The sequence below is a fragment of the Agrobacterium sp. 16-2014-1-2a genome, assembly GCF_053522705.1.
In genome coordinates this window covers 205686-227040 of record NZ_JBNWBX010000009.1, presented here as the reverse complement: position 1 = coordinate 227040, position 21355 = coordinate 205686, and the positions used below count along the sequence as shown (strand labels likewise).

Below are 21355 nucleotides of genomic sequence, written 5' to 3'. Positions count from 1 at the left end.
TGATTTAGTTCGCTTTTATTTGCCTTCAGGCCGGCTCGTGCCAGGCCTGGGATAGGACGCGCAGCCAGTTTTCCCGGCATATTTTAGCAAGTTCTCCATCACCGTAGCCCGCCGATTTCAGCGCCGCAACCAGATTGTGGTTGCCGCTGGCATCGGCAACGCCAACGGGTACCGTCGCGCCGTCGAAATCCGATCCGAGCGCCACGCAATCGACGCCCATACGCTCCACCATGTAGTCGATGTGGCGCACCATGTCGGAAAGCGGCGTGTCGGCAATGTCGCGCGCATCCGCCCGCAACATGGTGACCGCGTAGTTGAGGCCCACCAGACCGCCGCTCTCCTTGATGGCATCCATCTGCCGGTCAGTAAGATTGCGGGCGACGGGGGTGAGCGCATGTGCGTTGGAATGGCTGGCGATCAAAGGCTGGTTCGTGGTCTTCGCCACATCCCAGAAGCCCTTTTCGGTGATGTGGGCGAGATCGATGAGAATGCCGAGCCGGTTGCACTCCTTGACCAGCGCAAAACCGGCATCGGTAAGGCCGGGCGCGGTATCGGGCGACATTGGATAGGAGAAGGGAACGCCGTGACCGAAAATATTGTGCCGGCTCCAGACCGGACCGAGCGAACGCAGGCCGGCGGCATAAAAAACCTCAAGCGCATCGAGATCGGCACCGATCGCCTCACAGCCTTCCATGTGCAGCACGGCCGCGAAAATATCCTCGGCAAAGGCCTTGCGGATATCGGCCGTCGAGCGGCAAAGGCGCCAGGCGCCGGCACGGTCAAGCCTGAGCGCGATCGCAGCCTTTTCCATCGCAATATCGAGCGAGGGCTGGCGTTCGAGCGGCGCCGCAAGCGGTGTGTCGTAATGACCCTGCGCGTCCGGCTCCTGCAGGACCAGATCGCCGGAAGGAATGTAGATGGCGCAGATGCCGCCGCCGAGACCGCCTGCACGTGCACGCGGACCGTCGATATGGCCTTCGCGGGTACCGTTCTTGAATTCAGCCACCGGATCGCCACCGGCCTTGCTGTTGCGCCACAACCGAAGCAGCACATCATTATGACCGTCGAACACTGCATGCATGTCAAGAAATTCCAGTAAGCGGCAAAACCAAAAGGGGGCGGGCAGACGCCGGAATAACACCGCGCGAGAGCAAACCGGCGCATTTTTCGCCGACTGCTATAGTCTGTCAGAAACGATCTTAGGACGATCTCTCACGGCTCCGCAAGACGCAAATTAGGCACCGATGAAATTATCACCACTTGCCTTTTGCCGGGAATTGCGCAACGTCAAGCCTGCCAGCCGCCTACGGCTTTTTTCAGCAGCGGCGTCGCGAAAACACCCCTCACCCGCTCCGGCCATTCCGGCCCGAAAGCAGCGATTTTTTGCACCCAGCGATCCGATTGCAGCATGGCAGCGCCGATTACCACCGGCTTGATGCCGGATGAGGCGAGAAGCGAAAGACCTGAAATGATGGAACTGCCGCTGGAGATGACATCGTCCACCAGCACCACCCGCCTGCCCTCGATGAGGGGCAACATGCGCGGATCGATGTAAAGCCGTTTTTCCTGCTTGGTGGTAATGGAGGACATCGGCACCGACAGTTCCTCCAGATACCAGAATTTGCGCGAAGTGCCGAGCGGCACATATCGCGAATGGCCGAGGTGACGGGCAACGGCTGCGGCAAGCGTCAGCCCCAGAGTCGGCAGGCCGATCACGACATCTGGCTTGAGGGGGCGAAGCTTTTCCGCAAGGTCGGCGGCCAGCACTTCCAGCACGTCAAAAGAGGCCTGATTGACGATGAGCGAGGCGAGCGCATGTTCGCCATCCGCCAAGGGCCGGATCGGCAGGCAGATCTGCCGCCCGTCATCCAGCTCCGCCGGAAAGAAAGCCGAATGCGGGCCTGTCGTATCGAATGAACGGGGCGGTAGAACATCCTGCCAGAACTCATGCGGCGCGGCGGGGGATGATGCGGCGGGCGATGCGGATTGCGGCATCGGTTTTCCTTTCAGAAGCGGGACGGCAAAAGCGGAAGTGATTTTCATCCGCGCCATCCCCGTTCGGCATATCAGGCATTTCGACAACCGCAGGCATGCGGCGGGTTCATTTCATTGGGTTTTTCAGCTAGAAGGAAACAAAGCAACAGGCATTCGGACAAGCCCACCTATGGCGTGGGTTTTCCCCATATTCAAGGACAAGCTACCCATGAGACTGCTGGACCGCATCGGCGAGGACCTGCCATTCCTGACGGAGCTTCGCCACGATCTCCACGCCCATCCGGAACTGGGCTTTGAAGAGGAGAGAACCAGCGCCATCGTCGCCGATCTTCTCGAAAGGGCGGGAGTGAAGGTGCATCGCGGCCTTGGCGGTACCGGCGTGGTCGGCACGCTGCAGGTGGGCAACGGCACCCGCAGCATCGGTCTTCGCGCCGATATGGATGCGCTGGCCATGCCGGAAATTCCCGACCGGCCCTATAAATCGAAGTTCCCCGGCAAGATGCATGCCTGCGGCCATGACGGCCACACCGCCATGCTGCTGGGCGCTGCGCGTTATCTCGCCAGTACCCGCGATTTTTCCGGCACCGTCCATTTCATCTTCCAGCCGGCCGAAGAAGGCCGTGGCGGCGCCAAAAAAATGGTTGAGGACGGGCTTTTCGACCTGTTTCCCTGCGATGCAGTTTATGGCCTGCACAACATGCCGGGGCTTGGCATTGACGAAATGGCCGTGGTGGAAGGACCGCAGCTTGCCTCTTCCGATAGCTGGCGCGTCACCTTCAGGGGCATTGGCACCCACGGCGCCAAGCCGCATCTCGGCCGCGATCCGGTAACGGCGGCGGGCACCTTCCTCGCTTCGCTGCAAAGCATCGTCGGCCGCGTCGTCGATCCGCTGCAACCTGCCGTCGTCAGCGCCTGCTCGGTGCACGCGGGTGACCCCAAGGCGCTCAACGTCATTCCCGATCTGGTCGAAATCGGCGGCACGGCGCGGGCCTATGCGCCGGATGTGCGCAGCCAGCTTGAAACGGAAATCGGCAGGCTCGCCAACGGTACGGCGGCGATGTTCGGCATCGAGGCAAGCTATGAATTCATCCGCCGCATTCCGCCCGTCATCAACGATGCCGATGCGACGAAACGGGCGCTCCGAGCCGCCAAGACCGTCTTCGGCAACAAATCCCGCACCGCCTTCCCGCCCTCGACCGCTGGCGACGACTTCGCCTTTTTCGCGGGCGAAGCCCCCGGCTGCTACGTCTGGCTCGGCAACGGCCCCGCGGTGGATGGCGCGCTGCACCACAACACCTCCTACGACTTCAACGACGCGGCAATCGTTCCCGGCGTCGCTTTCTGGGCAACACTGGTGGAGCAGGAACTGGCGGCGGAATAAGGCCGAAAGCCACTTTTTGCATTCCCAAATCTGAAAAGCCGGGCAGCGGCAGACGCGCTGCCCGGCTTTCTCGCTTAGATATTCCGGCGGTTCAACAAATATAGCGCCGTCAGGACAAGGCAGGCCATGATCGATGAATAGGCGATCACCGGCCATGCCGCATCACCCGGCAGAATGACGACAGCCAAGGTGCCCGCTATTCCCACAAACAGACTTTGAATGCAGAAATAGAAGGCGACGGCTGTTCCAGCCATGTGCCCGAACTCCTCCAGCGCGCCATTGGCGGTGACTGAAACCGTAAAAACGATTCCGACCGCCATGACCCACATCGGTACGATAAACGTCAAAAATGACGGAACCGCCCCGACTTCACCTGCAGTGAACAGAAACGCCCCCACCAACAACAGGGCCATGCCCCTCACGAGACTGCCCTGCACACCCCATCTGGCAACGAAAAACTTCGCAAAACGGGTGGTAACGATCATTGCGATTGCGACGGTTGCAAAAGCCAGGCTGAACTCCACCTCGGAGAGACCTGCCCTGCCGATCATGACAAGCGGAGCGGTGGAGAAGAATACGAAAAACGTTCCCATGGCAGTGCTGAACCCAAGCGTATAGGTCCAGAAGCGACCACTGCCCAACATGCGCAAAGGCGATAGGCGTGACATCGTTGCCGTCGCCGGTCGGGTTTCGCTCCAGTTCATCCCTGCGGCAACCGTCGCAATGAAAGCTGCCGCGCCCAGGGTGACGAAGATGGCACGCCAGCCGAATTCATTGGCGATGACCGCCCCGACAATCGGACCGAGTGCCGGGACGAATGCGAGAATGGAGCTGAACGTTCCGTATATCGTCGTTGCTTCCGGACGATCCGCATAGACGTCGCGAACGGTGGCGAAAGTGGCGACCAATGCCGCCGCCGCTCCAGCCGACTGAAGGAACCGGAAAACGATAAAGGCGCTCGCCGTTGTCACAGCTGCGAGGCAGAACGAGGCCACGACGAACAGCAGGGCACCGCCGATCAAGACGGGCCGGCGACCGATGCGGTCGGAGATGGGGCCAAACACGATTTGCCCAAGGCCGAGCATCACCATGTAAACGGTGAGCGTGAGTTGAACCACCACCGGTGTCGTGCCGAGGGCTTCCGGCATGATGGGGACGACCGGCAGGTAAATATCCATGGCCAGCGAGGCGAGAATATCAAAGGGAGCCATCAGCAGCATTGCTGCCAACAGCGATCTCCCCCAAACGGGAGTTGGAATAGACATTAGAATTGATCCGCTCAAATGAGGACATTTGGCGGCGTCTGCCCGAAGAAACAGGGATCGCTCGACAGAACGCCGCAACAACGAAATATCGTCGTTGCGGCTTACTTATCTGATGACTTCGAGGCACCCATGTTCAACATCCATATAGAGCGACAGGTAAACAGGGGTTGGATTTAGCAATATGCCGGCTTTTTGGCAACGCTCGACCCTGGTTTACCCCACCACCGCAAGCACCGGGCTTTCCATCACCCGTCCCGTCAACACATCGGCAATGCCCATATCTGTCTGGTGAGGACCGATGTTGCAGGCGAGCGTGGCGCCGAAGCAGGCTTTGAAGACCAGATAGGGTGGCTGCCAATCGACCACCTTGCCGACAGCGGCGCGCAATTCCTCGAAAGCCTGTGCTACGTCTTCAAGCGGCGCATCGGAAACGAGGCCTGAGAGCGGCAGGGGTAGAAGCGCGGTCACCTTACCCTCAGAGGCGACAGCCATGCCGCCGCCTGTCGCAATCACCGCATTGGCGGCCAGCGCCATGTCTTCGGCATTACCGCCGAAGACAGTGAGGTTGTGGCTGTCATGCGAGACGGTGGTGGCGAAGGCGCCGTTCCAGCGTCCCCAGCCGGTAAGGAAGCCGGTCCTGGTAACTGGCTCGGCCTTGCCGTGGCGGTGGGTGACGGAAATCATCGTGGCGCCTTCGGGGGGAACGACGAAACCATCCTTCACCTCGGCTTCCGCCTCGCCCCATTGCGTGAAGCGTGGGCGGTCGATGGTGGCAAGGCGCACCCTTGCGCCCTCGCAGGCAACCCGGAAATCATCGGCTGCGCGCAGCGGCAGCTTCATCGAGCCTTCGAGCGCCGCCGCATCGCAGGCTGGAATGTCGACGAGCATATGCCCGGCTTCCGCAACCGCCCTGCCACCGGCCAAGACATGAAGGGGTGAAAAACCACTCAAATCCTCGAAAACGACGATATCGGCACGGCGACCGGCGGCGATGAGGCCGAGATCGGCACGGCCAAGCCTTTGCGCAGCATTCAGTGTTGCGGCGCGCAGCGCCCATTCCGGTTTCAGGCCATAACGGACAAGGCGGCGCACCACATCATCCAGCCCGCCGCCCCGCAACAGATCGTCCGGGAAAACATCGTCAGTGCAGAGCGTCAGCGTCTGCGGCAGGTGGCCGAGCGCATTCAGCGCCTCCACAAATTCCGGCAGCAGATGATCGTGCGAGCCGCGCAGCTCGATGGTCAACCCCGCCCGAAGCTTCGCCATCAGGTCTTCAGCCGAGACCAGCTCGTGATCGGAAGAAACACCGGCCACCATGAAGGCGTTGAGATCGGCGTCCTTCAGGCCGCGCGCATGGCCACAGATCAGCTTTTCCGAGACAAGACCGGCCTGTACGATGCCGCTCATCCGTGGATCGCGGTCGATGACGCCGCGCATGTTCATGATTTCCGCAACCCCGCCAATCTGCGGCCACGACAGGATATCAGCGAGAATTCCGGCATCGAAATCAGCGCCGCCGCGCTCCAGACCCGGTGCTGATGGCACTGAGGAGGGTGCAAGCAGAATGGCGCGCAGCGGCAGGTTTTCGATGGATTTCGCCGCCCAGAGAACCCCTTCGACACCATGGACATTGCCGAATTCATGCGGGTCCCAGACGATAGTGGTGACGCCGCGGGCAACGACTGCTGCCGCATAGGCAGCGGGCGTTATCATCGAGCTTTCGATGTGCATATGCGTGTCGATCAGGCCGGGCGAGACAAAGGCGCCCGACGCGTCGACGAGCTGCGCTGCATCGCTGCGGCTTGCCGGTTCGTGAACGCTGGCGATTAGCGGACCGACAATGCCGATATCAGCGGCGCGAAGCTCCCCCGTCACCACATCCACCAGCGTTCCGCCAGTAATGAGAACATCGAAAGCCGCATCGCCGCGCGCAGCGGCAACCGCGCGGGCGCGCAGCGCATCGTCGTTGAGATCGACCGGCTCGCGTATCGGGGATTGTGCACTCATCGGGCAGCCTCGCGGCGCAACGCCTCGAGAACCGCAGCCTTTGCCGCTTCGGCATTCACGGTGTCGGCGAAATGCGCGTTGAAGGCGGCAACCTTGTCGGCACGCGGCTCCACCACCGTTCGCCCGCGCGTTAACGCCGCGTGAAGCTCGACATCGATCCGCGTGTGGCGCCAGCCAAGCAGCTCGGAGGTGAAGCCGACAGCGGCAACGGGATCGTAAAGCGCCATGGCCGGTCTGCCGCGTCTCGTGGCGATGCCGATGAAACCTTCCAACAGGTCGGCAATCAGGCCGGCGTTTTTGCCGCCAGCATTTCGGATCGGCAGCACATCGGCTGGCGAGGCGGTGACCTTGCGGCAGGCGTCCAGATCGACCATGCGCAGCGGCAGGTCATGGGAAAGCACGATGGCCAGCGCTTCCGGATCGGCAAAGGCGTTGAATTCGGCAGATGCGGTGTGGTTTCCGCTCGTCACGCCGCCGCCCATCCAGGTCAGATCGGAAATTCTGGCAACAAGATCGGGCCGGGCAAGGCAAAGGGCGGCGATATTGGTAAGCGGGCCGAGCGCGAGGATACGCTTTTCGCCTGCCCCCTCAAGCCAGCCGCACAGCGCAGTGAAAGCGTCGCTTTGCGGCAGAGCGGGGGCATCCGGCAGGCTGCGGCCAACGGTCGGAATGCCGCTGTCACCCAGAATGCATTGTGCGGTTTCGAGCGCGCCAAGGACGGGTTTGGCACGGCCCTGATGGAGCGGCATGGACCAGCCGAAGGCGGCGACCGCGCCTGCGGCGTTGCTGCAGACAACATCCAGCGTCGCATTGCCGAAGACCAGCGAAATGCCGTCTATGGCAAGGCCTGCCGATTGCACCACCATGATGGCGGCGATATCGTCAAAGCCCATATCAGTATCGATCCACACACCCATGATCAGCCAAACACCTTGAGGCTTGCCGCCTTTTCGACCGGAAGGTCGAAGGCGAGCGTATCACCGATCGTATGGGCGGTCAGCGCAGCGTCGGTCTCCGCCTTGATGGGACCAAGCAGCGTATCCAGCAGGTACTCACGGGTATTTCCGGCAAAGGATGTGCCGCGCACGGTTCCCTGGAAAGGACCTGAACCAAGGGTGACCATGCGCGGCCGCCAGGCCAGTCCAGATGCTGAAGGGACTGGTCCGGTAAGCGGTGTTATGCCGTTTTCGGTTTTCAACGCGCCGCCTTCCAGCGCGAAGATGTTTTCAAAGCCGACGAAATCCGCCACGAAGGCGGAAACCGGCGCATTGTAGATCTCTTCCGGTGTACCGATCTGCTCAATCTTGCCGCCCTTCATGACGACAATACGGTCGGCCAATGCGAGCGCCTCGATCTGGTCATGGGTGACGAAGATCATCGTCACACCGGTTTCCTTCTGCACGCGCTGCAATTCGGTGCGCATTTCAAGCCTGAGGCGCGCATCAAGGTTGGAGAGCGGCTCGTCGAGCAGCAGCACCTTCGGCTCCATGACCATGGAGCGCGCCAGCGCCACGCGCTGCTGCTGGCCGCCGGAAAGCTCGGCCGGCTTGCGCGATGCGAAGTTCGACAATCCCACGGACTTCAGGCCGGAGGCGACCTTGTCATCAAGCGCCTTGCCGTTCATGCCCTTGAGTTTGAGGCCGAAGGCGACGTTTTCGTAAACCGTCAGGTGCGGAAACAGCGCATAGGACTGAAACACCAGCCCCACGGCGCGCTTGTTGGCGGCGACGCGGGTGATATCGGCGCCGTCGAGATCGATGCGCCCGCCCGCCACCGGCATCAGCCCGGCAATGGCACGCATCGTGGTGGTCTTGCCACAGCCGGAAGGACCTAGCAGTGCGAGAAGTTCACCCTTGCGGATATCGAGGTCGAGATCCTTGACGGCGATGCTGTTGCCGTAGGCGAGCGAGACTTTTTGGAGCGAAAGGTAATTTGCGTCAGACATAACGGGAGAACCCCAGAAAACGTTCGGCCAGGAAGACGATGCCGATGGAAAGGAAGGCGAGCAGCGATGAGAGTGCGGCGACAGACGGATCGAAAACGATCTCCATGTAGCCCAGCATGTCGATGGGCAGCGTGCGCACGCCCGGACCCGACAGGAACAGCGACACGGGCACCTGATTGAAACTCGTCACGAAACCGAGGATGAAGGCCGACAGGATACCACCGCGAATATTGGGCAGCACCACACGGAAAAATGCGCCAAACCGCGACGAGCCGAGCAGCACCGCCGCCTCCTCGATATCCGAACGCAGATTGTTGAGGCTGGCCGAAACCACCCGTACCGCATAGGGCAGGATGAGCGCCGTGTGCGCGAGAAACAGGGCAAGCGTGATGCCGATGCCGAAGGGCACGACGAAATAGCGCAGCAGCGCCAGACCGACGATGATACCCGGCACGATGATCGGCGCCGAAACGATCGTGCGCACGGTTTCCGCAAAGGGCAGCTTGTAGCGCGACATGGCGTAGGAAGCGGGAATACCGAGGACGAGCGCCGTGAATGTGCCGCCGATGGCGAGGAACATCGACATCGCGAAGCTTTCACGGAAACTTTCGACGGTGAAGACCTTCGCGATCCATTTCAGTGAAAAGCCCTGCGGCGGAAAGGCGAGCGTGTCGCCGGCCGAAAATGAGGCCGCAACGATGATGAGGAACGGCCCGATCAGGAAGCCGACAACGAGCAGGAGCGTGAGCGGAATGAAGAGCTGCCGGGTCATTTCTTGTTCCTTGCGGTGGCGATGCGCTTCAGCAGGATATTGGCGGCAAAGCTCATGACGATCAGGATGAAGGCGATGACGCTGGCGGCGACGAAATTGTTGGAGACCGTCACCTGCTGGTAGAGCAGGGTTTCCAGCATCAGCACCTTGGAGCCGCCGAGAATGGCCGGCGTGATATAGGCCGTGAGCGAACCGGTGAACACCAGCGTGCCGCCGACAACAAGCCCCTCCTTGGTGAGCGGCAGGATGACCTTCCAGAACACCTGCAGCCAGTTTGCGCCGAGAACGCGGGCGGCTGCGATCGTATCCTTGGGCATATTCTCCAGCGCACTGATGAGGGAAATGATCATTAATGGCAGGAACAATTGCAGAAGGCCGATGAAAACAGCCGTTTCGGAAAACAGTATACGGATCGGCGCATCGCTCAGTCCTACAGCCTGAAGCGCCTGGTTGACGATGCCGGTTCTTCCGAGAATGACGATCCAGGCATAGGTTCGGGCAACCGGCGAGATCATCAGCGGCAAGACGACCAGATTGACGACATGTCCTTTCGCGCCCTGCGACAGATTGACGATGGCGAAAGCCGCCGCATAACCCACCACCGCAGATACGATGGTGACGAGCGCGCCAAGCTTCAGGGTGCGCAGGAAAACCGCCCTGTTCAGCGGATCGGAGAAGAAATCGGCGTAAGCGGACAATGTCCAGCCGTCAGTGGTGTGAAAGCCCTCCGACAGAAGCATGAAGACCGGCACAAGAAAGACCGCCGCCGCGAAAATTGCGGCGGGCAATGCAAGCGCCAGCGCTTCGGCCCGGTTCTGAAACATCGCTTTATTCCCTGAACGGCCTGCGGCCGATTGTTACTGCAAGCGGCCAGGGCCAGCTTGCGGAATTGAGAGGTGGAAAAGCGGTCAGGGGACGACCAAACCGCTTTTCCGGGAATGGAGCCGCCCTTTCGGACGTTTTAAATGCCCCATTCCAAACCTTGATAAGGACTTACTGACCGACCTTGGCGTTCCACTCCGACAGCCACTTGTCACGGTTGTCGAGCGTCACGGCGGAAGGAATGAGCTGCAGGCTTTTTGCGGTTTCGTCGCCATAGGTGATGTTGTTCGCCACCTCGTCGGACACCTTGACTTCCTTGTTGGTCGGGCTGTCCACGAGCTTTTCGGCCAGCGCCTTCTGAACGTCGGTCGAGAGCCAGAAATCCATGAACTGCAGCGCCAGATCTTCGTTCTTCGTGCCCTTCGGCACCACGAGCACGTTCATGCCGCCGGTCTGGCCTTCCTTGGGGGTTGCCCAGGCAAGCGGCAGATCGAGCTTGGTAAAGGGCGCCCAGGAGAAGCGGCCGATGGGGGCGGCCCAGATTTCTTCCTGCTGCATGAGCTGCACCAGCTGCGAGGATTTCACGTAGAACGTGACGATATCGTCCTTCTTTTCGCCCACGGCTTCGATAGCGCCAGAAAGATCAGGCGTATCCTTGCCGATGGCCTTGCCCAGCATGTAAAGCGCCGGCGGGCCCTGATTGGTGGTGACATTCGGGAAAGCGACGTGGTCAACGATACCGTCCTTCAAAAGATCGGCCCAGCTGTCGATCTTCATCTTGTCTGTGCGGTAAACGATTGACGTGGCGTAGAAGTTGACGCCAACGCTCATGCCGTCGCCATTCGGATCCTTGGCGATGTCATAGAGCTTGCCGATATTCGGCACCTTGGCGGCATCGATCTTCTGGATCAGGTCCTTGCGGGTGGCGGAAAGCGCATCCGCCATGGAAACAATGGCGAGATCGACCACCGGATTGGCCTTGTTGGCCTCCATCTTGGCGAGGCGCTCAACGCTGTTGCCGGTCTCTACGACCAGCTTGCAGCCGCATTGCTTTTCGAACGGTGTATAGACCAGTTCCTTGAATTCGTCCTGCGCGAAGGCGTAGACCGAGATCGTCAGCGTCTTGTCCTGCGCCTGCGCGGCACCCATCGTCAGCATCAGGGCGGTGCCCGATGCAAGAATGATCTTTTTCATGGTGTGAGTTCTCCTGCTGTCGTGTTTTTGGCTTCAATCGCATCATGCTTTTTTTCGCCGGTGGAGCCGCGCATGATCAGCGCCATCGGTACTTTCGAGATTTCTGCCGTGACCTCGGCAGCTATGCCGTTTTCGATGCCCGCCTCGCCATCGATCGCGCGCAACAGCGCATCCACGGCCAGATCGGCGATGCGGCGCATATCCATGCGCATCGTCGTCAGCGGCGGCGTCACCACGGCGGAGAAAATCAGATCGTCGAAGCCGGTGACACTCGCCTCTTCCGGCACCTCGATGCCCTCGCGCTGCAATTCAGTGAGCGCGCGCAACGCATGCAGGTCGGATACGGCAGCAAAGGCAGTGAAACCATCCCTCACCTTTTCGGTAAGGCCGAGACGGCAACCCGCACCATCCGCCTTTTCAATGGCGTCTACCCACAGCGTCTCCGTGACGCAGGCCTTGCCCAAACCATCGCGAATGCCGCCGAGTCGGTCGTTCTGCACATTTGAGTCGCGGTTCTTGCCGATCAGCACCACCTTGTCGTGTCCGAGGGCTGAGAGATATTCGCCGATCTGCCGGCCGCCGTCCCAGTGGTCAGCGGCTACCGTATTTCCGGGCGTCGAGGGGCTGTCGATCACCGCCACCGGGCAATCGACATCCGCGATACGCGTGCCGCGGCGGGGAACGACGACCATGCCATCCACTCCACGCTCGATCAGCCGGTTGATGGCGTCCGTCTGCATGGCGATCTCGCCGCGGGAGTCGGCGATCAAAACACCATAACCGGCATTGACGGCTGCCTTTTCGATGGCCTGCGCGATCTGTGGGAAGAGTGGATTGGCGATATCCGGCAGCACCAGCCCGAGAACTCCTGACCTGCCGGTGCGCAGCGCCCTGCCCGCCGAACTCGGCACATAACCAAGTTCGCTTGCGGTCTTGCGGATGCGCTCCACCAGTTCCGGCGAAACACGGCCCTTGCCTGACAGCGCATTGGACACGGTTGCAACCGACACGCCGAGTGCCGCTGCTATCGCGCTCAGATTGGTGGCAGGCCGTGAAGACGCCATGATGGTCCGAAAGGGCTGATTAAACGTTTAATCACGATAATCGACCAAAACCGTCCTGTCGAGTCCGGCCAGAGACAAAACCGGGCAAAAATCGAGGCACGAACTCTAAATGCCCGAAAAAAGTGCGCTTATTTTTCCAGTGGCAGATTGCCCGCGGCACGATAGGCCTCCACCTGCCGTACCAGCCAGTCGCGAAACAGCACGACTGGAACGTGGTTGGCACGGGATAGCGGCGCGACCGCATAATAGGAACTCGGGCTTTTGGCCTGATGATCGTAGGCTTTCACCAGTTGCCGCGATTTCAGTTCGTTATCGATCAGGAAAAGCGGCATCAAAGCCACGCCAAGTCCGGCGATACAGGCCTGCGCCACGCTGGAAAACTGCTCGAACCGCATGCCCTGCGGCAAGGCAAGCGAATGGCCGAGGCTCTCGAACCAGTGGCTCCAGGCACCAGGCCGCGAGGCCATGTGCAGCAGAGGCAGGCTGGCAATATCCTCACCCTTTTCGACCGGATGCGCCTTCAGGAATTCGGGGCTGCATACCGGCGCAACCATCTCATGCATTAGAAAGGTGCTTTCCGCCCCCGGCCAATCCGCCTGCCCGATGTGGATCGCCATATCCAGTTGCTCACGCTCGAAGTCGAACTGGCCGATGCGGGTGGCGAAATTGATGGTGATTTCCGGATGGCTGGAGACGAAATCAGGAATGCGCGGCAGAAGCCAGCGGGTGCCGAATGTCGGCAGCATCGCTAGATTGAGCGTATTGCCATGCGTTTTGGTCATGATCTGCAACGAGGCGGCACGTATCTCGCCAAGGGCTGCGGCAATTGATTTCGCGTAAGCACCACCCTCGTTCGTCAGTGACACCCCACGCGCGCCGCGCTCGAACAGCCGCACCCCAAGCTGTTCTTCCAGTGACATAACCTGACGGCTGATCGCCCCTTGCGTCAAGGCAAGTTCATCGGCAGCGGCTGAAAAGCTGCCAAGCCGGGCAACGGAATCAAAGGCGGCAAGCGCACTGGTGGAGGGCAGGAGTTTGCGGCTGAGAGATGTCATGACCTATTACTATAGGTAATGCAAAAATGAGTAAACATGGCTTGCGCGCGTGGGCTCGGATACGAATAATCCGGCCAGCAAATCCGGAGGCATAACGTGAGCGAACGCGCAGCATTCAATTGGCAGGACCCTTTTCTGCTGGAAGACCAACTGACCGAAGACGAGCGGATGATCCGCGACGCCGCCGCAGCCTTCGGCAAATCGGAACTTATGCCGCGTGTGTCCGAGGCCTATCTTTCTGAGACCACCGAACCGGAACTGTTCCGCCTGATGGGCCGCACCGGCCTTCTGGGCGTCACCCTGCCGGAAGAATATGGCGCCGCAAATGCCAGCTACGTGGCCTATGGTCTCGTGGCCCGCGAGGTGGAGCGGATCGACAGCGGTTATCGCTCGATGATGAGCGTGCAGTCCTCGCTCGTCATCCATCCGATCTTCGCTTATGGCTCGGACGAACAGAAGAAGAAGTATCTGCCCGGTCTCGTCTCCGGCGAGCTGATCGGCTGTTTCGGCCTGACCGAACCGGATGCCGGCTCCGATCCGGGCGGAATGAAGACCCGCGCCGAAAAGATCGCCGGCGGATATCGCCTGCGTGGTTCGAAAATGTGGATTTCCAATGCGCCCATCGCCGATGTCTTCGTCGTCTGGGCGAAATCCGAAGCCCACGACAACCAGATTCGCGGCTTCGTGCTGGAAAAAGGCATGAAGGGTCTGTCTGCACCGAAGATCGGCGGCAAGCTTTCGCTGCGCGCCTCCATAACAGGCGAGATCGTCATGGATGGCGTGGAAGTGGGCGAAGATGCGCTGCTTCCGAATGTTTCCGGCCTGAAAGGCCCGTTCGGCTGCCTCAACCGCGCCCGCTACGGCATTTCCTGGGGCGTGATGGGCGCTGCGGAAGATTGCTGGTTCCGCGCCCTGCAATATGGTCTCGACCGCAAGCAGTTCGGCAAGCCGCTGGCCGGCATGCAGCTTTACCAGAAAAAGCTCGCCGACATGCAGACCGAGATCGCTCTCGGCCTCCAGGCATCGCTGCGCGTCGGCCGCCTGATGGACGAGCACAAAATGGCGCCGGAAATGATCTCCATCATCAAGCGCAACAATTGCGGCAAGGCGCTGGATATCGCCCGCCAGGCCCGCGACATGCACGGCGGCAACGGTATCCAGATCGAATACCACGTGATGCGCCACGCCCAGAACCTCGAAACGGTCAACACCTACGAGGGCACGCACGACGTTCACGCGCTTATCCTCGGCCGGGCGCAGACGGGCATTCAGGCGTTTTTCTGAGACCTTCTCCGCATCATTTCCTTCATGAAAAAAGGCCTTCGAAAATCACTTCGAAGGCCTTTTTACTTTTCCGGTTCAGGCAATCGCTTAGAACGTGCCTCTGACACCAATGCCGAACATGCGCGGTTCGGTCATGCTGGCCTCGATGCCGCCAATGCCGCGGTTCTGCTGCATATAGGTCGGCGCACGCTCGTCGAAGACGTTCTTCACGTAAGCGTAGACCTCCATCTCCTCCTGGAACTTGTAGCTCGCACGCACATCGGCGATGGTGTAGGGGTCGATCGCATAGGCAGCCGTGTTGGCCGTGTCGGAATAATAACCGTCGATATGACGCACCTGACCCGAGACGGTGAACTTGTCGGTCACATCCCAGCTTGCCCCGATGCTGAACATGTAACCAGGCGATTTCGCGAATTCATTGCCTGCATAGCTGGCATTGCTGGAAATCTGGTCGATTTCGGTCTTCAGCACGCCGGCACTTGCCTTCAGCGTCAGATTGTCGAGAACCTGATAGTCGGCGCCGACTTCCAGACCATAGGCATGCGCTTTCTGCGCATTGATGGTGTAGGATTGAGTAATGCCTGACGAGATAACGACCGGAATATTGTACTGGGCGTTCTTGTAATCCATGTAGAACAGGTTGCTGTTGAGCGTCAGCCTGTCATCCAGCAGCTTCGCGCGCGTGTAGAGTTCGTAGTTCCAGATGGTTTCCTTCTCGAAGGGCAACCATTGGCCCGACGAGATGTTCAGCGATATGCCGCCGGGATTGTAACCACGGCTGATCATGCCGCCAACGGTCCAGTCATCATTGATCGCGTAAGCGAGCGTGGCCTTGGGAAGCAGTTCGGAGAATGTCTCGTCAAAATCCACCGCCCTGGCCGAATAGACGGAGCGGCCCGCCCGCTGGATACGGTCGGTCTGGTAACGCAGGCCGCCGGTAAGCGTCCACTGGTCCGTCAAACGATAGCTCAGCTCGCTGAAGATACCTAGATTGTCCTTGGTATCATCGAATGTCGAAACGCTGTTGTTGTATGTACCCCGCAGATAAAGAACTTCATCGGCCTGCGTGTGGGCATAAAATATGCCCGCGACGCCACTCAGAACGTCTTCCTGGTCACCGAAGGTCACACGGGTCTCGTGGGACACATTCTTCTGATCGATATTGGCGTCGCCATTATTGACCACACCCACCCTGCGGCGCGCGTCTGAGGCGGAAAATTGCGTCTGGTTGAAGAGTTTTACGCCGTTTTCAAAGTCATAGTTGATGTCGAGAATACCGGTGTGGGTATTCTGGCTCCAGCTCGGCATGGTGGTGGTGACGTGGTTGAGATCCTCGAAAGGACGCGACGCCGCTTCCTGGCTCGGCCGGTTGGCGGCGTTATAGGAATAGGTCAGCTTGGTCGTCAGGCCCGGAATTTCCGGCGGTTCCCACAGAAGCTTGAAACGCGCGTTGAATTCCTTGAAATCCTGGTTGGTGCCTGCGTGGGCAAAACCGGAATTGATGTAATCGATAAAGGTATCGCGACCCGAATAATCGATTGCCAGACGCGCCGCCAGCTCGTCTTCGATCAAAGGGCCTGAGACCGCAAAGGACGCCCGCTTCTGGTGATAATTCCCGATTTCGGCCTGATAGCTTGCTTCCGGCGTAAACGTCGGGTCCTTCGTATTGACGAGAATGGCGCCGGCAATGGCGTTAGCGCCCTGCGATGTGGTCTGCGGCCCACGGAAGACCTCGATGCTTTCGACATCCCAGATGGACGTCGCGCCATAGATGAACTCGTTATAACCGAGATAGTGACCATCGACATTGATGGTGGCGCGCGGCACGGTGCCGGCGAAGAACGCCGTTGCTCCGGTGTTCGGGCCCTGCGTGTCGAGACCGCGAATGATCGGGGCGCTGACATTGTCGGTATAAACAACGTTTGGAATGTCCTTGATCGCGTCTGAGACGGTTGGATCGCCGGTCTTTTCCTTTTTCAGTTCATCGCTGGATTTGACCGAGACGGAAGACGCCGTGTTCTTCATGTCGCGCGCGACTTTTTCGCCGGTCACCACAATCGGCTTGAGAACGGTCGTTCCCGAGGCCTCGGCCTGTTGCTCCTGGGCGAAAACCGGCGTCACAAACAGGGCGGCCAGCGTCAAAACGCTGACCCCGCCCATCAAACGGCCGCTAGAACGAAACCCCATAACACACCCCTAATAAACATGAGTATCAAAGTCATATTCAAGTAACGGAAGCGTTATCCGTTTCGCAATAGAGAATGCGTTCCGTATTGTGGACGAATAGGGTTCCGTAACGGGATGTGCCATATTTACAACAAAGTTTATCGACTGGCCGTTGTCGTGTAGTTCCCCGTCTCAAGGGGAAGGCGTTGAAATAGCTCAGAAATCGATTCCGATTTCCGGTCGGATGCGCTAGGCATGTTCACGACATAAATCGGGGAGAGGACTTGGACGCCATGGATGACGAGCCGGACAATCTGCCTGAAAACGACGGAGAGAAGCGCTCTGCCCTCATTCAGTCGGTCTCTATTGCTGCCCGTTTTCTCGACCTTCTGGCAAAATCGGACGGGGCGCTTGCACTCGGCGAACTCGCCAAACGCGCCGGCACAGGCCGTTCCACAGCTCATCGTTACCTGCAAAGCCTCGTGCGGGAGGGACTGGTGGCACAGGACCCTGCAACCGGCAGCTACGACCTCGGCCCAACCGCGCTCTCGATAGGCGTCAGCGCGCTCAGACGAATCAATCCGGTTGAAACCGCCGGTCGACAGATGAAAGCACTGGCCTCGCAGATCGGCGCCAGTTGCGGCGTGGCGATCTGGACCGATCGCGGCCCGACCGTGGTGCAGTGGCACAGGAGTGCCAGCTTCTCCATCAGCACCGTGGCGCTGGGGGATGTTTTGCCGCTGGATAACAGCGCCTGCGGGCTGGTTTTTCAGGCTTATTTGCCACCGGATAGGACAGCGCCGGTGCGCAAGCTGCAGCCGCCCGCCTTTCGCGGGTCCCGCCCAGACGCTAAAGTCCTGCACGCCATTCGTGAGACGGGCGGCGCGGAACTCAACGAACACCTGTTCTCCGCCCTGACCGGCAAGGCCGCCCCGGTTTTCGACGCGCAGGGCGAAATCTGTTGCGTCGTCACCACCGTTTCTTTCCTCGCGACCGCCGAGACCGAGCGGCACTTTCAGCAGCTTCTTGAAGCGGCCGGAAAGGCGACGGCAGAATCCGGCGGCTCGTAAACCTATCCGGCCAGGTGGTCGGCGAAGGTGCTGCCGGAATAGGCGGTGCGGAAGAGCCCGGCATCACCGAGCCTCGGAAGCAGCCGCTCCAACACCAGCCGCATCGACGCGACCGAACCGCCAGGCACCGCGACAAAGCCGTCTATCGCGCCGGCCGCCACCCATTCGCGGATGCTTTCAAAAGCATCCTCAACCGTGCCGATGATCTGCCAATGACCCGACCCCATCACTTCCGGTCGCCGCAACAATTCGGCAACGCTCAGCGTTTCCCGTTCGATCAGCCGGCGGAGCAGATTGGCATGGGTGCGGCTTCTCGGTGTCTCGGGCGGCGGCGGGAAGTCAGAAGGGGTGACGATCCGCGTGAGCGACCAGTCGGAAAGGTCAAGACCCATCAGATTTTGAATGGATGCAAATATGCGGCCATGGTTGGCCCTTGCGTGGGTCTCCGCAAACAGCTCCAGCGCCTCGTTCTTTGTGTCCGCCAGATAAAGACTGAGACCCGGCATCAGCTTTACCACATCCGGTGAGCGCCCATGCCGCTCCGCTCTTTGCCGTAAATCCGCCCGAAGCTCGATTGCCGCCTGCATATCCGGCGTCGAGGCAAAGACCGCATCCGCAACAGAGGCTGCGAAATCGCGGCCCTCGGGGGAAGCTCCAGCCTGCACCAGTGGAATACGGCTGGAATGGGCAGGCAGGTTGAGCGGGCCTTTGACGCTGAAGTGCTTTCCTTCATGCGCGATTGGCTGGACCAGCGACGAATCGGCAAAACGCCCGCTCTCTTTGTCCAGCTTCAGCGCCTCGTTGGGAAAGCTCGCCCAGAGCTGCTGTACTACCTGCGTGAACTCGGCGGCGCGTTCATAGCGCTCCTGTGGCGACGGCATTTCTTTCAGGCCGAAATTTTCGTGGCCGTCCAGCGCCGTGACGATGTTCCATCCCGCCCGGCCATTGCTCAGCCAGTTCAGCGATTGCAGTTGGCGGGCAACCACATAAGGCGGCAGGAATGTCGTTGAAACCGTGGATAACAGGCCGACATGGCTGGTCTCCCGTGCGATGGCGGCCAGAAGCATGTTCGGGTCCATGCTCGCAAATCCGCCGCCGGTCTCCAGCCCCTCAGTGCGCAGAAACAGCGTGTCGGGCCGGAAGACAAAATCCACATGCGCAGCCTCGGCGCGCTTTGCAAGATCGACGAAATAATCGCTGGAGAAAACCCCGTCTATACCGCTGTCTTGACGCCGCCATGCCTCGCCGCTGAGCCAGGTTGGCGCCAGCGACATGCCGACGTGAAGCTTGAGCGCGACTGACATGAAACACCTCGAATGAAAAAATCATCACGAAATCCGCGATGTGAATCGGCAAATTTCGATTTGTGGAGAATTTTACTATAGTTTAGTGTCGCATCAAGACCAGCCTGTCGCGCTTGCCGGTACAGAACCCGATTTTCGCAAGTTCGATATGTGAATTCAACAGCTTAGGTAGGACGTGCGTCGAGTCGCCGCATGGCCCTATGAATAACAGGAGTTGTAATCCGGTGCTTGATGCCACGGACCTTCATGCGAGTTACGGACACATCCCCGTATTGCAGGGCCTGTCTGCCCGCTTTCAAACCAGCCGCGTCACAGCGCTGGTCGGACCCAACGGCTGTGGCAAGTCGACGCTGTTGAAGACCATCATGGGTTTCGTGCCTTTATCATCAGGCAGGATAAGACTCGGTGACCGCCTGATCGGCGCGATCGGACGCCGCGAACTCGCCCGCCGCATCTCCTATCTGCCGCAGGAATGCCATTGCCCTGACTATATGACGCTTGGCGAATTGATCGAGCTTGCGGGTTATGCACGTTACGGGCTTGGCGGCGGTCCATCCGAACGCGACCGGGCGCTTTTTGCCGAAGCGCTGAAGACCGTCGGGCTGGAAGACAAGGCCAGGGCGCAGGTCAACACGCTGTCCGGCGGCCAGCGCCAGCGCGCCTTCATCGCCATGGTGCTCGCTCAGGACACGGAGGTGATCCTGATGGACGAGCCGGTCAACCATCTCGACATGAAATACCAATATGCCGTCCTCAGCCTCGTGCGCGAACTGACGGACAGGCACGGCAAAACTGTTATCGTCGTGCTGCATGATCTCAACCTCGCCTCCACCTTCGCCGATGACGTCATCATGCTGAAAGCCGGACGGGTTCTCGCCTCCGGGCCTGTCGCGAATACGGTCACATCAGCCAATGTTGCCGACGTCTTTGATCTCGAGGCCGACATATTTTCCCGGCAGGGGCGGCTCATCTGCGTGCCGCGGCTGGAGCGGCAGGAACAGGCCATTCCGGCATGACATCTAAAATAATGCTGATCTTTGCCGCCGCGATCTTGCTGGCCGTTGTTCTCGTCATCAACTTCGTGCTGATGACTGGCGACCTGCCACTTGCCGAAATCGCGACGACGCTCCTGCATGGCGAAGCCGAAACCTATGAACAGTCGGTTCTCCTCTATCAGCAAATCCCGCGCTCACTGATTGCGATCTATGTCGGCGCCACCACGGCCGTCAGTGGCTGCGTGCTGCAGGGGCTTGCCCGCAATCCTCTCGCCTCGCCCTCCACCCTGGGCCTGAATGCCGGTGCGACGCTTTTTGTGGTCGCCGGTGCGCTGGTGTTCGATTTCTCGCCCGAAATACAGGGGCTCATCGCGCTTATCGGCGCTGGCTTCGGCTTTGGCGCCTGCTTCCTCGTTGCCCGGCTGGCCGGGCGGTCAAACGATCCGCGCGGCCTGTCGCTCATCCTGTCCGGTGCGCTTGTCTCCATGCTGCTGATCGGCATCACCAATGCCCTCCTTTTGTCAAACCCCACACGTCGCGCCGAATTCCTGAGCTGGGTCGGCGGCAATATCAACCACGTCTATGCCGAGCGCCTCACCGACTTCTGGTGGATTGGCGCCATTGCGATGGTGATGCTCTGGTCGGTCGCCCGCCCGCTGACGCTCGTACTGCTGGGTGCGGAAAAAGCCGCCTCCGCCGGCGTCAACGTCACGCGCGTTTCCCGGATCGCACTTTTCGCCACAATGCTGGCCTCTGGCTCGGCCGTGGCCATCTGCGGTCCCATAGGCTTCGTCGGCCTCATCGTTCCGCACATGGTGCGGCCGCTGGTCGGGGTGAATTTCACGCTGGCTTTGCCCGCTTCATCCCTTGTCGGGGCGAGTCTCTGCGTGCTGGCCGATCTGGGCGCGCAAACCCTGTTCAGGCCGTATGTGGTCAATACCGGACTGTTCATGGACCTGCTTGGCGGCCTCGTCTTCATCGTCATCGTCAAGCGCTTCTATCTTTCGCCTTCGGCCAATAAACTGTCATGAAGAGG

Annotated in this window: 18 protein-coding genes; 5 read left to right on the top strand and 13 right to left on the bottom strand. The window is 60.0% G+C overall.

Translation table 11 applies throughout. The features are described from left to right. Positions 1–25 precede the first annotated feature (25 nt). Complete coding sequence (locus tag ACQZ45_RS22825; RefSeq protein ID WP_003518101.1) at positions 26–1081, bottom strand: dipeptidase; 1056 nt, start codon at positions 1079–1081, stop codon at positions 26–28. A gap of 206 nt (positions 1082–1287) precedes the next feature. Further along, a complete protein-coding gene (locus tag ACQZ45_RS22820; protein WP_174069093.1) occupies positions 1288–1995 on the bottom strand; it encodes a phosphoribosyltransferase in 708 nt (235 codons plus the stop codon). A gap of 208 nt (positions 1996–2203) precedes the next feature. Here ACQZ45_RS22820 and ACQZ45_RS22815 point away from each other — a divergent pair, with 208 nt between their 5' ends. Beyond that, on the top strand, positions 2204–3376 hold the full coding sequence (locus tag ACQZ45_RS22815) for a M20 aminoacylase family protein (RefSeq protein WP_174069086.1): 1173 nt from the start codon (positions 2204–2206) through the stop codon (positions 3374–3376). A gap of 74 nt (positions 3377–3450) precedes the next feature. On the opposite strand, the gene cml is transcribed toward ACQZ45_RS22815, so the two are convergent. From cml to ACQZ45_RS22770, 9 genes are all read right to left on the bottom strand, one after another. Continuing rightward, a complete protein-coding gene (gene cml / locus ACQZ45_RS22810; protein ID WP_333704633.1) occupies positions 3451–4641 on the bottom strand; it encodes a CmlA/FloR family chloramphenicol efflux MFS transporter in 1191 nt (396 codons plus the stop codon). Between the two features lie 213 nt (positions 4642–4854). Then, complete coding sequence (locus ACQZ45_RS22805; protein ID WP_035200153.1) at positions 4855–6648, bottom strand: adenine deaminase; 1794 nt, start codon at positions 6646–6648, stop codon at positions 4855–4857. Then, the gene (locus ACQZ45_RS22800; protein ID WP_035200152.1) at positions 6645–7565 is read right to left on the bottom strand and encodes a nucleoside hydrolase; all 921 of its coding nucleotides are present in this window, start codon (positions 7563–7565) and stop codon (positions 6645–6647) included. Before ACQZ45_RS22800 ends, ACQZ45_RS22805 begins: the two co-directional genes overlap by 4 nt. A 2-nt stretch (positions 7566–7567) precedes the next feature. Next, positions 7568–8593: an ABC transporter ATP-binding protein gene (locus tag ACQZ45_RS22795; RefSeq protein WP_035200151.1), complete on the bottom strand. Its 1026-nt coding sequence runs from the start codon at positions 8591–8593 to the stop codon at positions 7568–7570. Next, positions 8586–9365 (bottom strand): ABC transporter permease, encoded by a 780-nt coding sequence (locus ACQZ45_RS22790; RefSeq protein ID WP_003504740.1) that lies wholly within the window; start codon positions 9363–9365, stop codon positions 8586–8588. Before ACQZ45_RS22790 ends, ACQZ45_RS22795 begins: the two co-directional genes overlap by 8 nt. Continuing rightward, positions 9362–10189, bottom strand: coding sequence for an ABC transporter permease (locus ACQZ45_RS22785; RefSeq protein ID WP_003504739.1), 828 nt, complete (start codon positions 10187–10189; stop codon positions 9362–9364). The genes ACQZ45_RS22790 and ACQZ45_RS22785 overlap by 4 nt, the downstream gene beginning before the upstream one ends. 169 nt (positions 10190–10358) lie before the next feature. Next, positions 10359–11381, bottom strand: a complete 1023-nt coding sequence (locus ACQZ45_RS22780) for an ABC transporter substrate-binding protein (protein ID WP_003518109.1) — start codon at positions 11379–11381, stop codon at positions 10359–10361. Then, entirely contained in the window at positions 11378–12445 is a 1068-nt protein-coding gene (locus tag ACQZ45_RS22775; RefSeq protein ID WP_025595077.1) for a LacI family DNA-binding transcriptional regulator, read from the bottom strand. Before ACQZ45_RS22775 ends, ACQZ45_RS22780 begins: the two co-directional genes overlap by 4 nt. Before the next feature lie 128 nt (positions 12446–12573). Continuing rightward, a complete protein-coding gene (locus ACQZ45_RS22770; RefSeq protein ID WP_035200145.1) occupies positions 12574–13500 on the bottom strand; it encodes a LysR family transcriptional regulator in 927 nt (308 codons plus the stop codon). Positions 13501–13596: 96 nt separating this feature from the next. On the opposite strand from ACQZ45_RS22770, the gene ACQZ45_RS22765 reads away from it, so the two are divergent. Then, positions 13597–14784 (top strand): acyl-CoA dehydrogenase, encoded by a 1188-nt coding sequence (locus ACQZ45_RS22765; RefSeq protein ID WP_035200144.1) that lies wholly within the window; start codon positions 13597–13599, stop codon positions 14782–14784. Positions 14785–14871: 87 nt separating this feature from the next. Here ACQZ45_RS22765 and ACQZ45_RS22760 read toward each other — a convergent pair whose 3' ends face one another. Next, positions 14872–16971 carry a TonB-dependent receptor gene (locus tag ACQZ45_RS22760; RefSeq protein ID WP_035200142.1) on the bottom strand — a complete coding sequence of 700 codons (2100 nt, stop codon included), beginning with the start codon at positions 16969–16971 and terminating at the stop codon, positions 14872–14874. A 272-nt stretch (positions 16972–17243) separates the two neighbouring features. On the opposite strand from ACQZ45_RS22760, the gene ACQZ45_RS22755 reads away from it, so the two are divergent. Continuing rightward, positions 17244–18020, top strand: coding sequence for an IclR family transcriptional regulator (locus tag ACQZ45_RS22755; protein WP_013762288.1), 777 nt, complete (start codon positions 17244–17246; stop codon positions 18018–18020). 2 nt (positions 18021–18022) lie between these two features. On the opposite strand, the gene ACQZ45_RS22750 is transcribed toward ACQZ45_RS22755, so the two are convergent. Then, positions 18023–19324, bottom strand: coding sequence for an NtaA/DmoA family FMN-dependent monooxygenase (locus tag ACQZ45_RS22750; RefSeq protein ID WP_013762287.1), 1302 nt, complete (start codon positions 19322–19324; stop codon positions 18023–18025). Positions 19325–19524: 200 nt separating this feature from the next. Here ACQZ45_RS22750 and ACQZ45_RS22745 point away from each other — a divergent pair, with 200 nt between their 5' ends. Continuing rightward, positions 19525–20340, top strand: coding sequence for an ABC transporter ATP-binding protein (locus tag ACQZ45_RS22745; RefSeq protein WP_013762286.1), 816 nt, complete (start codon positions 19525–19527; stop codon positions 20338–20340). Next, the gene (locus tag ACQZ45_RS22740; protein WP_013762285.1) at positions 20337–21350 is read left to right on the top strand and encodes a FecCD family ABC transporter permease; all 1014 of its coding nucleotides are present in this window, start codon (positions 20337–20339) and stop codon (positions 21348–21350) included. Before ACQZ45_RS22745 ends, ACQZ45_RS22740 begins: the two co-directional genes overlap by 4 nt. Positions 21351–21355 lie beyond the last annotated feature (5 nt).

Coding starts and splice junctions, on each gene's coding strand:
- ACQZ45_RS22825 (WP_003518101.1), bottom strand. CDS start 1,081: ATGCATGCAGTGTTCGACGGTCATAATGATGTGCTGCTTCGGTTGTGG.
- ACQZ45_RS22820 (WP_174069093.1), bottom strand. CDS start 1,995: ATGCCGCAATCCGCATCGCCCGCCGCATCATCCCCCGCCGCGCCGCAT.
- ACQZ45_RS22815 (WP_174069086.1), top strand. CDS start 2,204: ATGAGACTGCTGGACCGCATCGGCGAGGACCTGCCATTCCTGACGGAG.
- cml (WP_333704633.1), bottom strand. CDS start 4,641: ATGTCTATTCCAACTCCCGTTTGGGGGAGATCGCTGTTGGCAGCAATG.
- ACQZ45_RS22805 (WP_035200153.1), bottom strand. CDS start 6,648: ATGAGTGCACAATCCCCGATACGCGAGCCGGTCGATCTCAACGACGAT.
- ACQZ45_RS22800 (WP_035200152.1), bottom strand. CDS start 7,565: ATGGGTGTGTGGATCGATACTGATATGGGCTTTGACGATATCGCCGCC.
- ACQZ45_RS22795 (WP_035200151.1), bottom strand. CDS start 8,593: ATGTCTGACGCAAATTACCTTTCGCTCCAAAAAGTCTCGCTCGCCTAC.
- ACQZ45_RS22790 (WP_003504740.1), bottom strand. CDS start 9,365: ATGACCCGGCAGCTCTTCATTCCGCTCACGCTCCTGCTCGTTGTCGGC.
- ACQZ45_RS22785 (WP_003504739.1), bottom strand. CDS start 10,189: ATGTTTCAGAACCGGGCCGAAGCGCTGGCGCTTGCATTGCCCGCCGCA.
- ACQZ45_RS22780 (WP_003518109.1), bottom strand. CDS start 11,381: ATGAAAAAGATCATTCTTGCATCGGGCACCGCCCTGATGCTGACGATG.
- ACQZ45_RS22775 (WP_025595077.1), bottom strand. CDS start 12,445: ATGGCGTCTTCACGGCCTGCCACCAATCTGAGCGCGATAGCAGCGGCA.
- ACQZ45_RS22770 (WP_035200145.1), bottom strand. CDS start 13,500: ATGACATCTCTCAGCCGCAAACTCCTGCCCTCCACCAGTGCGCTTGCC.
- ACQZ45_RS22760 (WP_035200142.1), bottom strand. CDS start 16,971: ATGGGGTTTCGTTCTAGCGGCCGTTTGATGGGCGGGGTCAGCGTTTTG.
- ACQZ45_RS22755 (WP_013762288.1), top strand. CDS start 17,244: ATGGATGACGAGCCGGACAATCTGCCTGAAAACGACGGAGAGAAGCGC.
- ACQZ45_RS22750 (WP_013762287.1), bottom strand. CDS start 19,324: ATGTCAGTCGCGCTCAAGCTTCACGTCGGCATGTCGCTGGCGCCAACC.
- ACQZ45_RS22745 (WP_013762286.1), top strand. CDS start 19,525: ATGAATAACAGGAGTTGTAATCCGGTGCTTGATGCCACGGACCTTCAT.
- ACQZ45_RS22740 (WP_013762285.1), top strand. CDS start 20,337: ATGACATCTAAAATAATGCTGATCTTTGCCGCCGCGATCTTGCTGGCC.